General features: G+C 61.9%; 13 protein-coding genes. All 13 read right to left on the bottom strand.

Translation table 11 applies throughout. The features are described 5' to 3' along the window. Positions 1 to 91: 91 nt before the first annotated feature. The 13 genes from J1777_RS05730 to J1777_RS05670 all read right to left on the bottom strand — a co-directional run bounded on the left by J1777_RS05730 (position 92) and on the right by J1777_RS05670 (position 12,584). The gene (locus tag J1777_RS05730; RefSeq protein ID WP_207574857.1) at positions 92 to 1,078 is read right to left on the bottom strand and encodes a TRAP transporter substrate-binding protein; all 987 of its coding nucleotides are present in this window, start codon (positions 1,076 to 1,078) and stop codon (positions 92 to 94) included. 177 nt (positions 1,079 to 1,255) lie between these two features. Further along, a complete protein-coding gene (locus J1777_RS05725) occupies positions 1,256 to 1,690 on the bottom strand; it encodes a DUF423 domain-containing protein (protein WP_207574856.1) in 435 nt (144 codons plus the stop codon). Beyond that, on the bottom strand, positions 1,690 to 2,157 hold the full coding sequence (locus tag J1777_RS05720; protein WP_207574855.1) for a bacteriohemerythrin: 468 nt from the start codon (positions 2,155 to 2,157) through the stop codon (positions 1,690 to 1,692). Before J1777_RS05720 ends, J1777_RS05725 begins: the two co-directional genes overlap by 1 nt. Positions 2,158 to 2,277: 120 nt before the next feature. After that, positions 2,278 to 2,928, bottom strand: coding sequence for a GDSL-type esterase/lipase family protein (locus J1777_RS05715; protein WP_207574854.1), 651 nt, complete (start codon positions 2,926 to 2,928; stop codon positions 2,278 to 2,280). A gap of 19 nt (positions 2,929 to 2,947) precedes the next feature. Beyond that, positions 2,948 to 3,283, bottom strand: coding sequence for a thiosulfate oxidation carrier complex protein SoxZ (soxZ, locus tag J1777_RS05710; protein WP_377736747.1), 336 nt, complete (start codon positions 3,281 to 3,283; stop codon positions 2,948 to 2,950). A gap of 13 nt (positions 3,284 to 3,296) precedes the next feature. Then, positions 3,297 to 3,791 (bottom strand): thiosulfate oxidation carrier protein SoxY, encoded by a 495-nt coding sequence (locus J1777_RS05705; RefSeq protein ID WP_207574853.1) that lies wholly within the window; start codon positions 3,789 to 3,791, stop codon positions 3,297 to 3,299. A 24-nt stretch (positions 3,792 to 3,815) separates the two neighbouring features. Then, the gene (locus J1777_RS05700) at positions 3,816 to 5,156 is read right to left on the bottom strand and encodes an FAD-dependent oxidoreductase (protein ID WP_207574922.1); all 1,341 of its coding nucleotides are present in this window, start codon (positions 5,154 to 5,156) and stop codon (positions 3,816 to 3,818) included. A gap of 255 nt (positions 5,157 to 5,411) precedes the next feature. Further along, positions 5,412 to 6,458 carry a YeeE/YedE family protein gene (locus tag J1777_RS05695; RefSeq protein WP_207574852.1) on the bottom strand — a complete coding sequence of 349 codons (1,047 nt, stop codon included), beginning with the start codon at positions 6,456 to 6,458 and terminating at the stop codon, positions 5,412 to 5,414. Between the two features lie 13 nt (positions 6,459 to 6,471). Further along, entirely contained in the window at positions 6,472 to 7,743 is a 1,272-nt protein-coding gene (locus J1777_RS05690) for an NAD(P)/FAD-dependent oxidoreductase (protein ID WP_207574851.1), read from the bottom strand. Beyond that, complete coding sequence (locus J1777_RS05685; protein ID WP_207574850.1) at positions 7,740 to 8,102, bottom strand: c-type cytochrome; 363 nt, start codon at positions 8,100 to 8,102, stop codon at positions 7,740 to 7,742. Before J1777_RS05685 ends, J1777_RS05690 begins: the two co-directional genes overlap by 4 nt. A gap of 187 nt (positions 8,103 to 8,289) precedes the next feature. Further along, a complete protein-coding gene (locus J1777_RS05680) occupies positions 8,290 to 9,276 on the bottom strand; it encodes a zinc ribbon domain-containing protein (protein ID WP_207574849.1) in 987 nt (328 codons plus the stop codon). 129 nt (positions 9,277 to 9,405) lie between these two features. Next, the gene (gene metG / locus J1777_RS05675) at positions 9,406 to 11,598 is read right to left on the bottom strand and encodes a methionine--tRNA ligase (RefSeq protein ID WP_207574848.1); all 2,193 of its coding nucleotides are present in this window, start codon (positions 11,596 to 11,598) and stop codon (positions 9,406 to 9,408) included. Positions 11,599 to 11,672: 74 nt separating this feature from the next. Then, positions 11,673 to 12,584 carry a GGDEF domain-containing response regulator gene (locus tag J1777_RS05670; RefSeq protein ID WP_207574847.1) on the bottom strand — a complete coding sequence of 304 codons (912 nt, stop codon included), beginning with the start codon at positions 12,582 to 12,584 and terminating at the stop codon, positions 11,673 to 11,675.

Raw genomic sequence — 12,584 nt, 5'->3', positions numbered from 1 at the left:
ATTGCGGCTATTGCGGCCATTGCGGCCCCGCCAACAAGAAAACCGGGCTGGCTTGCGCTGCGGCCCGGTTTTTTAGCTCAGCAGCGCAGGCTTACTGGGTGTTTTTAATGCCGTCGAGCAGCTCTTTGCCGAACTTTTTCGCGTACTCGGGGTACACCGGGGCGACGGCCTCTTCAAAGCTCTTGCGGTCCACATTGGTGACCACTTCCATGCCCTCGCTCTTGAGTTGTTCAACGCCGTTTTTCTCGACGTTATCGACAAAGTCGCGCATGGCCTGGGCGGCCTGGATGCCCGCTTCTTTAAAGGCTTTTTTGTCGGCCGCTGACAGCCCTTCGTACACCATGGGCGAGACCATGATCACCGCCGGCGCATAGACGTGGCCGGTCAGCGACAGGTATTTTTGCAGTTGCGACAACTTGGCCGAGGTAATCACCGACAGCGGGTTTTCTTGCCCATCAATCGTGCCTTGTTGCAGCGCGGTGGCGACTTCAGGCCAGGCCATGGGGGTGGGCAAGATGCCAATCTGGCGGAAGGCGGTGATGTGGACCTGGTTTTCCGTGGTGCGGATTTTCAAGCCCTTGGCATCGGCGGCGCTGACCACTGGGCGCTTGCTGTTGGTCAGGTGGCGAAAGCCTTGCTCGCCCCAAGCCAGGGCCACCAGGCCGCGCTTGGAAAATTCGGCCAGCATGGCCTGCCCGATTTGGCCATCGAGCACCTTGCGGGCGTGGGCCAGGTCGCGCATCAGAAATGGCACATCAAACACGCCGGTTTGCGGCACAAAGTTGAGCGTGGCACCGGTGGACAAAATGGCCAGGTCGATGGTGCCCAGTTGCAGGCCCTCAATCACCTCGCGCTCGCCGCCCAGGGCGCTGTTGGCAAATTGCTGGACTTTGAATTTGCCCTGGCTGGAGGCCTCCAGGGACTTGGCAAACGCATCACCGCCTGCGCCATAGTGCGAGCTTTGGGACAAGGCATAGGCCATTTTCAGCGGGGCCTGTGCCTGGGCAACACTAGCAACACCAAAAGAAAATACGGTCACTGCGGTAGCCAAAAGGGGTTTAAACCACGATTTGCGCATGGGGGATGCTCCTGAATAGATAGTATCGAAACTCACCTTTCCGTTTTGAACCGCGTTGCGCTGCGGGCGTTGGGGAAAAGTGCGCAAAATCATTCTATCGAGCACGATTCCCACAATTTTCCTGCGCTGACCGTAATCGGCTATGCCTGTCTTCTCAGAACGCGGGCTACTAACGCACTAACGCACTTGGCGACCATCCAGCGCAGCCGCGCCAATCGCCAGCCAGCCCAGCATCAGGCTGGTGCCGCCCCAGGGCACCAAGGGGCGCAAGGCTTCTAGCCCGGTGAAGATGCGCAGATAAATCAGCCCACTGAACAGCAGCACCCCCAGGGTGAGCAGCAGGGCGGACAGGTGCAGCCAGCGACTGCGCCCTTGCCGCGCCCAAATGCCCAGGGCCAGCAGCACGACGGCATGGAGCAACTGCTGCTGCACCGCCTGCTGCAAAGTGGCACGGGCGGCCTCCCGTGCTACAGGGTCGGCGATAAAGCCCAGGCCGTGGCTGGTGTAAGCGGCCAAGCCGACACCGGTGCAGCCCAGCAGGGCGGCGGTGATGAGCAGCCAACGGGGGCCACGGGGGCTGCGGGGGGGTTGGGGATAGGGTGTGGCAGGCATTAAGCGACTTGGCCAAATCGCTTAAAAAAATTCTTCAGCAACGATGGTTTATTGTTTTTCTGTTGCTGCTGCTTCTCGAAGTAATCCGCGTAGTGCTTGTCCTGAATCAGGATGTGGTTGAGCAGCCAGTCCCGTAAAAAATGCAGTAAATCCAAGCTGGGTTTGCCCCCTTTGGTCACCCGCTCTTTTTCATCGGTGATTTTTTGAATGAAATGCTGGTGCAAGAGGATGTGCTTGTCAAAGTGCGGGTAATGAAAGCTGGCCATGAAGAGCTCTTCTTCCGTGAAGTGCTGCACGGCGTACAACTCCAGCGAATGCAAAATTTCGACCATGGCACTTACTTCTTCATTGCGCACAATGGCTTGCCACATCTTGTTCATGATTTCAAACAGCGTGCGGTGCTGTTCATCAATCTCAACCATGCCCAAGGCGTACGTGCCTTCCCAGGTGACAAAGGGTGTTGTCATGAGTCTCAGGTCCTTTTGCGATAAGGGAGTTAAAGCTAATTTTTTACTTGCCGCAGGCAATGATAACCAGCCTCTATGACCGCGCTGTGACGCTCCAGGGCAAGCCAGTTGCCCGTGAAATTACCCGTGCCACCCCTGCTGGCGTACAAAATCAAACAACTGCTGGGTAAACAGGGCATAACCGGCCGCGTTGCCATGCACTTGGTCAGAGCGCAGCGCCGGGTTGGACAGCACCTCGGCCCAGGCCCCTTCCAGCAGGGGCAGCTGCAGCTCTTTGGCCAGGGCGGTGTACAGCGGGTGGTCGCTTAAGCGCCCCGTGCCAGCGGCCAGCAAAGAAAACTGCGGCACGGCCACCAGTAGCACCTGGGCACCGCTGTCCTTGGCCTGCTGGCAGATGCGGCGGATGTTGGCTTGGGCGGTCTCGGCGCTCATCTGGCGCAAAAAATCGTTGCCGCCAATGCTGACCACCACCAGGGCAGGGGCGTGCTCCTGCAGCAAATCGGGCAGGCGTTCCAACGCCTGGGCGCTGGTATCGCCCGAAATGCCGGCGTTGATCACGTCCCAGCCGGTGCGTTCGGCCAGCAAGCTGGGCCAGGCCTCATCGGCCTTGGCACCGACCCCTTGGGTGAGCGAGTCGCCCAGGGCCAGCACGCTGGCCTCGGCCGGCAAGGCCTGGGCCTGGGGCGGGCGTTTGCCGCAGGCGGCCAGGGCGATGGCAGCGGTGCTGGCCAGCAGAATGTGGCGGCGGTGCAAAAGCGGGGGCAAGCGCATGCGGCAGGCTCCTCTGAAACTAACGGACCGTAATGGTTTTGGTGGCGGATAAGGTGGCGCCCTGGTCGTCCCTCCAGAGCAGCTGCAAGCGGCCACTGCGGCGGGCTTTGAAAGTGAATTCGATGTAGGGGTTTTGGGCAATCGAGGTGCCTGGGTCCCAGACAAAGAGCAGCGCCTCGTCCAGCTTGGCTTCAAAGTGGTTCAGGATGTGGCGCGGGCGGATCTGGCCCGTGGCCGGGTCGGTTCGCAGCCCGGTTTCCATGGGGTGCTCGATTTGCGCGCGCACACGCAGAATGTCGCCTGCCTGGGGGTTTTCGTTGCTGACCCAGACGCGGGGCGGTTGCTTCATGCTCATATGGGTGGGCTCCTTACATGCCGCAGCCGCTGGCGGCCACAGTGATGGTTTGCTTGCCCGCCAGTAGCTTGCCGCTTTTCATGCGGGCCAGGACGTGGACGGCCTGGGACTGGCTTAGGCGAATGCGCACGGCCGCCTCGGCGCTGCCCGTCTCGGCGGTGAAGCGGATGCGGCAGGCCAGCGGGATGGGGTTGAGTTCGGCCAGCACGATCAGCTCTTCGCACCAATCGTGCTCGGTGATGGGCAGGGTCACCTTGGCCTTGATGGGCACGGCGCTGGGGTTGTCGGCCAGCACGGGGATGTCCAGCTGCAGCCCTTCGGCCTGGGGCGTGGCGCTGCCGGTGAATGTGCTGAGAGCCTTTTTAAAAGCCACTGGATCGGGGGCCAACGGGCCCACCAGGGGGGGATTGGTGGGCGGTGTTTGGGCCAGCGCCACGCTGGGCAAGGCCAGCGTGGCAACGGCACCAACCACCACGCGGCGGGTAAGGCGGGGGGAGGCAGGTGTCATGTCGTTTGCAATGTTGGGTAGGGCTTAGATGCCCAAGAAGTCGCTGAAGCGGCTGTTGATCCAGGCAAAGTCTTCCTTGACCAGATCGGGCGTGCGCACATCCATGTCGATTTGCGTCTGGATGACCTTGCCGGTGGGATCGACTTCGTACTCGAACTTGACCGAGATTTCTTCCTGCGGGTCGCCATTGACCATCATGTAGCACAGGTTGTCGGGCAGCAGCGGGGTGACCTCTTGGCCGGCCACGCGCTGGGCGATGTTCTTGGCGACGATGCGGCCAATGTAGTTGGCCACGTGGGCGCTCTTTGGGTAGTGGCCAAACTGGTCGGAGATGGCCCCCATCAGGTCACCGACGAAGTACACGCGGTCATCGCCCTTGGCGGTGAAGTAGCGCACGTCCATGTCGGCCCAGCCGGTGGGCTTGCCCTCGGGGGTTTTGCCGATCAGGTCGGCCGCCCAGACCATTTCGGCGGCCTGGTGCGGGGGCATGAGGATGGCATCGTCAAAGTCAAACTCACCGGCGGCGGTCTTGATCTTTTTCTTGAACGGATCGAGCTCTTGCACCCGGGCATTGGGCACGTGGGTGATGATGTCCGGGTACAGCTCTTCAAACGCCTGCTTGTAGCCCACGCCGATGGGGGCGATTTTTGGCTTGGGGTCGAGGATGAGGATCTTGCCCGGAATCTTGTTTTTCTTGATGTGCCAGGCGATCAGGCAGGCGCGCTCGTAGGGCGAGGGCGGGCAGCGGTGCGGCGGCGGCGGCAGGGTCATGACCAGGGTGCCGCCCTTGAAGTTCTTCACCTTTTGCTTGAGCGCGAACATTTCCTGGTTGGGAATGTAGGCGTTGGGAAAGTGCTTGCGCGTGTAGTCGATGGCTTTTTGGTCGTTGCCAAACCAGGCCTCGTAATCGTTGCGGATGCCGCCGGACAGGATCAGGTAGTCGTACTCAATCAGGCCGTGGGCTGTGCGCACTAGCTTTTTGTCGCGCTCGAAGCCGGTGACTTCGGTTTGCAGCAACTGGTAGCCGTACTTGTTGGCCGGGTGCAGCATGTCGCGGTTCACAAAATCGGTGTTCACGATGTCGATCAGCCACTTGTTGCTCATGGGGCCGGACCAGAACGTGGGGTTGCGCTCCAGCAGCACCACGTCGGAGTTGGGAATCAGCTCGCGCAGATACCGGGCGGCGGTCATGCCGCCCCAGCCGCCGCCGCAGATCACAATGCGCGGGCCCTTGCCCGTGCGGGGCAGGATGCGCGACTGCGGGGTCATGATGGTGGGAGCGGCCAGGGTGGCGATGGGGGCCGTGGCAGTGGCGGCGCCCAGTGCCAGGGCCGGAGGGGTCATCAGAAAGTGACGGCGTTGCATGGTCATACTTTTTCCTTAGTGGGGTATGGGTTTTTCCAGGCGACAAGCCGGTGCGTGCGGGCATGGGCGCCAAGCTGGCGCCAACAAGGTGTGCAAAGGGGTGTCGGGTCGGGCGATGTGGCGCATCGTCCTTGCGTGCAGTGCATTCCCCTCTTGGCCGCAACGCGGCACAAGCAGAGCTGTCAGCCGGGCATTCTAAGCGTGCTGGTGCGCGGTTCGGCGTGGCCAGGGTGCGCCTTCTTCGGTGCTGCGCCTTCAGCGGCGGCGGGCCATCAGCGCCAAGCCGGCCCACGCACCCAGCACAATGCCCGCCACGGCAGGCAGCGTGGCCCAGGCCAGGGTGGTGACACCGGTCAGCGCCTGGCCGATGGAGCAGCCCACTGCCAGCAGGCCGCCAAAGCCCATCAGTAGGCCGCCGATGGCGCTTTTGGCCAGCTGGGCCGGGCTGTCAAAGCCTTCCCAGCGGGCCGTGCCGGTGACGATAGCGGTTACCGCTGCCCCCGCCAGTACGCCCAGCACCATGGCCGAAGCCGGGCTCCAGGCCCGGCCCACGGCCACTTGCAGGTACAGCAGGCTCTCGGCCATGGGGGCGATGAAGCTCAGCGAGGTCAGCTTGGCGGGCTCAAACGGATCGACCTGCACGGTGGCGCTGATCCACCAGCCCAGCGTTACCAAAGCACCAATCGCCAGGGCCGACAGCGCCTGTGCAGGATGGCGGCGCAAAGCCGGGTGGCGCACAGCGTAAGCCGCCAGCAGAAGTGCAGGAATGATAGCTGTCAGCGCATACACAGTAAGCGCTGATAGGCTTTTTTCTATTAAATATTGTGATGCCGTGGCATGCTCCAGCGTCACCGGGGCCACGCCTTGCAGCCACTGGCGCAGCGGTGCCAGCACCCCGGTGGCACTGGCCTGTGCCCCCAAGGCCAGAAACACCACGGTGACCAGCGCCCGCAGATTGCCCCCGGCCAGCAGCACCAGCGAGCGGGCCCCGCAGGCGTTGGCCAGCACCATGCCCAGGGCAAAAATCACCCCGCCCAGAAACACCCCCAGCGGGGAGAAGCTGGGCCGCACGATCTGGGCCTGCCCCAAATCGATCACACCCAGCCACTGCAAGCCTTGCGAGGCCAGCAGTGCCACGGCCAGCGCCAGCGCAAAGGCTTGCAGCGCCGGGGCGTGGCCGCGTGGCTCGCTGTGGTCGTGCCCCATGCCTTGGCGCACGCCGCGCAGCAGGCAAAAGCGCCCCCAGCGGGCGGCGCAGCCAAAGGCGGCACCCCAAAGAAAACTGGCCCACAGCAGCGTCATGGTTGCGCCATCCTTAGCCACCCCAGATGTCGGTGCTGATCGCCTGGTACCAGGCCGCGCCATAGATGGCCTCGGCCTTGCGGAACCCAGCATCGGCCTGCATGGGGCTGACACCGCCTGCCACTTCTTGCAGTTTCCCGTCTTGCGCCCGGTACACACCCGCGACCGAGATGCCGTAATGCGTGCCCACCAGGCTGTAGCAGGTGTTGGCCAGCGAGGCGGTGGGCAGCGGCTGGCCCGTTAGCTCCGCTGCAATGGCGGCGGCGGCCAGCTTGCCCTGGGTATTGGCGGCAAAGCCAGATTTGGGCATGGGCGCGGCAATCGTTGCATCGCCCAGCACATACACGTGGGGCACCTGGGCGGATTCGAAGCTCTCAGGCTTGATGGGCACCCAGCCGCTGGCATCGGTTACCCCGGCGCGCTCGGCAATGAAGCCGGCCTTTTGCGGCGGAATCACGTTCAGCACGCTGGCCCGGTGTTGGGTGCCAAAGGCGGTTTCCACCACGCGCTGGCGGGCATCGACGCGCACCACCTGGCCATCGTCAGACTGCTTGACCCATTCGATCATGTCGCCGTACAGCGCTTTGTAGCCTTGCAGGAACAGGCCCTGCTTGGAGAAAGCGTCTTTGCTGTCCAGCAGCAGGATTTTCGATTTGGGTTTGTGCTGCTTGAAGTAGTGCGCCACCATCGCCGCCCGTTCGTAGGGGCCGGGCGGGCAGCGAAAAGGGTTGGCCGGAATCACCATCACAAAGGTGCCGCCATCTTCCATCGCCTCCATTTGCTGGCGTAGCAATTGGGTTTGGGGGCCGGCCTTCCAGGCGTGCGGGGCCAGGTGGGCGGCGGCCTCGTCGTAGCCTTGCAGCGCATTCCAGCGCATGTCCACACCGGGGGAGAGCACCAGCTTGTCGTAGCGCAGCGTCTGCCCGCTGGACAGGCGCACGCTGCGGGCAGCGGTATCGACATCCTCGGCGCGGGCATGCACCACGTCGATGCCCGCTGTGCGCAGACCATCGTAGCCGTGGCCGATGCTCTCGAACGAGCGCAGGCCCGCCAGGTACAGGTTGGAGAAGGGGCAGGTGTAAAAGCGCTCGGCCGGCTCGACCAGCGTCACGCGCACCTGGGGCGCTTGTGCTTTCAGGTAGCGCGCAGCGGTGGCACCGCCAAAGCCGCCACCGATCACCACCACATGGGCGGAACCGGCCTGGGCACGAACGATGGACGGCAGGGCCAGGGTGGCAGCACCGGCCAGGGCGCTGCTCAAAAGGGTACGGCGTTGCAAGCTCATGGCTGCACCTCCTGGCTGAACCAGGCGGCCAGCGCCTGGATTTGTGATTCGTCATAGCCCTGCATCAGGCGGTTCATGATGGTTGCATCCGCTGCGCGGTTGGCCTTGAAGGCCTGCATGCGCTGCAGCAAATGGCTGGCATCTTGCCCGCGCAGGGTGGGAATGCCGCCGGTGGAGCGGCCCTGCGGCCCGTGGCAGTTGGCGCAGGTGCCCGCCAGCACGGCCACGTTTTGCACGCTGAAACCAGCGGGCAACACCGGGGCCACAGCGGGCGTGGCAGGCTGGGCACTGGCCGCAGCCCAAGGCGCAGCCAGCGCCAGGGCCAGCAAAGCCGGGCGCAGGAAAGAGGGAAAGGGCATGGAGCCTCCTGGGTGAGCAAAAGCCGTCTTCAGGCGGCCTTGCGCAGCCGCCTGTTGGCATCCAAAAAACCGCCGCTGCCTGCTGCTCGCAGGGACCGATGGCGCGAAGTTTGCGATTCTAAGAAGTGTTTTACGACAATAAGTTAGAAGCTTCTGCCGGCCTGGTATATGCGGTTTTGAGGTGGCGCTAAATCATGCTGTGCAGATGGCGTTTGAGCATCGGCAGGGGCACGAAACTCAGGTCGTACATGGCGCTCAGGCCCTGGGCTTGCTCGGCGTTCAGATCGGTGCAGCACAGGATGAAGCGGCTTTTGGTCAGCCCCAGGCGCTTGTTCAGGCGCACGTATTTGTCGATATCGCGGCGAAATTCGCCGGTTTTGCATTCGATGCAAATGGGCTCTTGCCCCTGGGGTTGCAGCAGCACATCCAGCTCATGCAGGTCTTCGTTGGGGAAGGTGACTTTTACGCCCCGGGCGTAGGACAGGGGCACCGAGCGCTGCTCGCTGGCCGAGAGGGCTTGCACCAAGGCGTACCACTCCAGCCAGCCACCTTCAAAAAATTGGCGGATGGCCGGGGCCATTTGCAGCGTCAGGCGGGCGATTTTTTCGGCTTTTTGGTAGTGGTAGCGGGCAAAAAAGGTGTGCTCATACAGCGTGCGACAAAACTGGGTAATGGCCTGCCCGTCTTTTTGCGACAGCTTGGCCAGCTCGAGATTGACGTTGGTGTAGCTCTTGCGGTACGAGTAGCACACGCGGTCGAGCAGGTCGGCAAACAGCAGGTAGTCGTCGCCCAGGGCGGTGGCTGCCTCGTCAAAAAAGCCGCTGGTATCGGCCGCGCTGGGGTCGATGGCGGCTTGGATGTTTTTTTGGGCAAACCACTGCACCAGGGCAGTGTGCGGGGCCTCTTTGGGGGCCGCATCCAGCGTGGGGAAGCTGCTGGCTGCGGGGGCTGCAGCAGGAGCTGCTGGCGCGGTCGGCGCGGCCACGGGCTGGGCCTGCAGGGTTTTGAGTTCGCGCGTGACGCTGGCCAGGCGCTTGATCAGCTCTTCGACAAAAAACACCGTGCCGTACACCGTGCTGGGCGTGCCGCAGCGCCCGCAAGCGGTGGGTGTATTGACGGGGGTTTGCGTGTCTTCGCTGACAAAACCGCATTTGTTGCAACGGTAGATGGGCATGGGACTGAAAGGTCTGGGCCTGAAAGGCTGAAAAATATTAAAAAAGAAGCTGTTTGCGCTGATAAATAAAGGATTTCCGTATGAAAACCATACAAAACCCTTTATTCAAAAGCGCAAAGAGCTATTCAATCAATGGATGCGCATTCCGGGCTGCGCCCCTGGGAAGGGTTCGAGCACGTAGATGCCGGGCACGGCTTTTTCGTCGGCGTGGCTGGCGGCCAGCACCATGCCTTCGCTCACGCCAAACTTCATCTTGCGCGGGGCCAGGTTGGCCACCAGCACGGTGAGCTTGCCCACCAGTTGCTCGGGGCTGTACATGCTGGCAATGCCGCTGAAGACGTTGCGCGTCTGGCCCTCGCCCGCATCCAGGGTCAGTTGCAGCAGCTTGGTGGAGCCTTCCACCGCCTTGCATTCGATGATTTTGGCGATGCGCAGGTCCACCTTGGCGAAGTCGTCAATGGTGATGGTGGGGGCAATGGCTTCGCCGCCGGGCCGCCCCAAGGCGGAGCCAGCCCCCTCGGGGGGCAGCGAGGACGCGGAAGCGCCGAGCGTGGGGGCTTGATTGTTTTCGCCGCCGGGCTTCACGGCCTCGACCACAGGCGCGGCGGGCGGCTCGAACAGGGCTTCAAGCTGCTCCATGGTGACGCGCTGCATCAGGTGTTGGTATTGGCCGATTTCATGGCCAGCGCCCAGCAGCTGCTCAGCGTCGGCAAATTGCAGGGGCGGCACCTTCAGGAAGGCTTCGACCTGTGCGGCCACGGCGGGCAGCATGGGCTTGAGGTAAATCGTCAGCAGGCGGAAGGCTTCGATGCAGGTGCTGCACACATCCTGCAAAAATTGATCCATACCTTCTTGCTTAGCCAATTCCCAAGGCTTATACGAATCCACATAGATATTAACTTTGTCACAAAGCTGCATAATTTCGCGGGCAGCACGGGCAGTGTCACGTGCTTCGTAAGAAGCGACGATATTTGACTTAGCTGCCTGAATGCTCGGGAGTAGCGTGGCACCTGGACCCTTGCTAAACAAATGTCTCAGAACCTCGGATGAGCCAACTGCAGTAGATAGCTTGCCATCAAAGCGCTTGGCGATAAAGCCGGCAGCGCGCGAAGCGATGTTTACGTATTTGCCGATCAAATCGGCATTGACGCGCAGCATGAAGTCTTCGGCGTTGAAGTCGATGTCTTCGTTTTTGCCGTTGAGTTTGGCACCCAGGTAGTAGCGCAGCCACTCGGGGTTCATGTTCAGGCCCAGGTATTTGAGTGGGTCCAGGCCCGTGCCCCGGCTTTTGCTCATTTTTTCGCCGTTGTTTACGGTCATGAAACCATGCACGCAGATTTTGGTGGGCGTTTTGCGGCCGCTGAATTTCAGCATGGCGGGCCAAAACAGCGTGTGGAAGGTGATGATGTCTTTGCCGATGAAGTGGTACTGCTCCAGGGCCGGGTCGGCCATGTAAGCGTCGTAATCTTCACCGCGCTGGTTCAAGAGGTTTTTCAGCGAGGCCAGGTAGCCCACGGGCGCATCCAGCCACACATAAAAGTATTTGCCCGGCGCGTCGGGGATCTCGATGCCGAAGTAGGGCGCATCGCGCGAGATGTCCCAGTCGTCCAGGCCGGTGCTGGTGCTGCCGTCGGGGTTGGTGCGGGTGCCAAACCATTCTTTGATTTTGGCGGCCACTTCGGGCTGCACGTGCTGGCCGTTTTGCGTCCATTCGGTCAAAAATTCGACTGCGCGCGGGTCCGAGAGTTTGAAGAAAAAGTGCTCTGAAGTGCGCAGTTCGGGCTTGGCCCCGGACAGGGCGGAATACGGGTTGATCAGATCAGTGGGCGCGTACACCGAGCTGCACACCTCGCAGTTGTCGCCGTACTGGTCTTTGGCGTGGCAGCGTGGGCACTCGCCTTTGATGAAGCGGTCGGGCAGGAACATGTTCTTTTGCGGGTCAAAGAACTGCTCGATGGTGCGCGTTTCGATAAAGCCGGCCTGCTTCAAATCCAGATAAATCTGCTTGGACAGTTCGTGGTTTTCTGGGCTATCGGTGTTGCTCCAGTTGTCAAAGGCGATGTGAAAGCCTTCCAGGTACTGTTTGCGCCCGGCGGCAATGTCGGCCACGAACTGCTGCGGGGTTTTGCCCGCTTTTTCTGCGGCAATCATGATGGGGGCCCCATGGGCATCGTCGGCACCGACAAAGTTCACCGCGTTGCCCTGCATGCGCTGCGCCCGCACCCAGGTGTCGGCCTGGATGTATTCCATGATGTGGCCGATGTGAAAGTGGCCGTTGGCGTAGGGCAGGGCGGTGGTGACGAAGAGCTTGCGTTGCGACATGGTAAGGAGCGCTAAAAGCGGTAATGAAAAGAGGAAACAAAGCGGCCAATTCTAGGCGGGTGGGCAGCGCCTGCTTAATTGGCCCAGCGCACTTGGTTGCGGCCTTGGTGTTTGGCGCGGTACAGGGCCGCATCGGCCAGGGCGAAAAATTCGGGGTCGAGTGCGGTGGTGCTGGGGACGATGGTGTTGCCGCCCATGCTCATGGTCAGCCACGGGCCAAGGCTGGAGTTGGGGTGGGCAAAGGCCTTGCTGTGCAGCAATTGTTGCAAGCCCTCGGCCAGGGCCTGGGCGCTGGTGGCATCGGTTTCGGGCAGCAGCAGAACAAATTCTTCTCCGCCGTAGCGGGCCACCAGGTCGCCGGGGCGGCGGGCCGCTTGGCGCAAGGTGGCCGCCACTTCCTGCAGCACGCGGTCGCCGGCCGCGTGGCCCAGGGCATCGTTGTATTTTTTGAAAAAATCAACATCGGCCACGATCAGCGACAGCGGTTGCTGGTTGCGCTGGCAGCGGTGCCATTCTTTGAGCAGCGTGGCATCGAACTGGCGGCGGTTGGGGATGCCGGTCAGCCCATCCAGCGAGGCCAACTGCTCCAGCAAGCGCCGCTGGTGTACCAGCTGCAGCTGGTTGTGCACGCGCACGCGCACGATGGGGGGGTGAAAGGGCTTGGAGATGTAGTCCACGGCCCCTAGGTTCAGGCCGTTTGCTTCATCGGTGGCCGAGTCCAGCGCGGTGATGAAAATCACCGGAATGAGGCGGGTGGCATCGTCGCGTTTGAGCTCGCGCAGTACGCCCATGCCGTCCATCTCGGGCATGAGCACATCCAGCAGGATCAGGTCGGGGCGGTGCTGGCGCGCTTTTTCCAGGGCTTGCACCCCGTTTTTGGCCTGGATGATTTTGTATGTGGTGCCAAACAGCTCGGTCAGCAGCAGGCGGTTTTGCTTTTCGTCATCGACGATGAGCAGGGTAAATTCGGTGTTAATCAGGTTCAT

This window comes from Comamonas denitrificans, assembly GCF_017368815.1.
Lineage (GTDB): Bacteria > Pseudomonadota > Gammaproteobacteria > Burkholderiales > Burkholderiaceae_C > Comamonas > Comamonas denitrificans.
This window is presented reverse-complemented; position numbering and strand designations above follow the sequence as displayed.

Bases quoted from the DNA above. Each gene is read 5' to 3' on its own strand.
- J1777_RS05730 (WP_207574857.1), bottom strand. From the start codon at position 1,078: ATGCGCAAATCGTGGTTTAAACCCCTTTTGGCTACCGCAGTGACCGTA.
- J1777_RS05720 (WP_207574855.1), bottom strand. From the start codon at position 2,157: ATGACAACACCCTTTGTCACCTGGGAAGGCACGTACGCCTTGGGCATG.
- J1777_RS05670 (WP_207574847.1), bottom strand. From the start codon at position 12,584: ATGAACCTGATTAACACCGAATTTACCCTGCTCATCGTCGATGACGAA.
- metG (WP_207574848.1), bottom strand. From the start codon at position 11,598: ATGTCGCAACGCAAGCTCTTCGTCACCACCGCCCTGCCCTACGCCAAC.
- J1777_RS05685 (WP_207574850.1), bottom strand. From the start codon at position 8,102: ATGCCCTTTCCCTCTTTCCTGCGCCCGGCTTTGCTGGCCCTGGCGCTG.
- J1777_RS05705 (WP_207574853.1), bottom strand. From the start codon at position 3,791: ATGACACCTGCCTCCCCCCGCCTTACCCGCCGCGTGGTGGTTGGTGCC.
- J1777_RS05700 (WP_207574922.1), bottom strand. From the start codon at position 5,156: ATGCAACGCCGTCACTTTCTGATGACCCCTCCGGCCCTGGCACTGGGC.
- J1777_RS05690 (WP_207574851.1), bottom strand. From the start codon at position 7,743: ATGAGCTTGCAACGCCGTACCCTTTTGAGCAGCGCCCTGGCCGGTGCT.
- J1777_RS05680 (WP_207574849.1), bottom strand. From the start codon at position 9,276: ATGCCCATCTACCGTTGCAACAAATGCGGTTTTGTCAGCGAAGACACG.
- J1777_RS05715 (WP_207574854.1), bottom strand. From the start codon at position 2,928: ATGCGCTTGCCCCCGCTTTTGCACCGCCGCCACATTCTGCTGGCCAGC.
- soxZ (WP_377736747.1), bottom strand. From the start codon at position 3,283: ATGAGCATGAAGCAACCGCCCCGCGTCTGGGTCAGCAACGAAAACCCC.
- J1777_RS05695 (WP_207574852.1), bottom strand. From the start codon at position 6,458: ATGACGCTGCTGTGGGCCAGTTTTCTTTGGGGTGCCGCCTTTGGCTGC.
- J1777_RS05725 (WP_207574856.1), bottom strand. From the start codon at position 1,690: ATGCCTGCCACACCCTATCCCCAACCCCCCCGCAGCCCCCGTGGCCCC.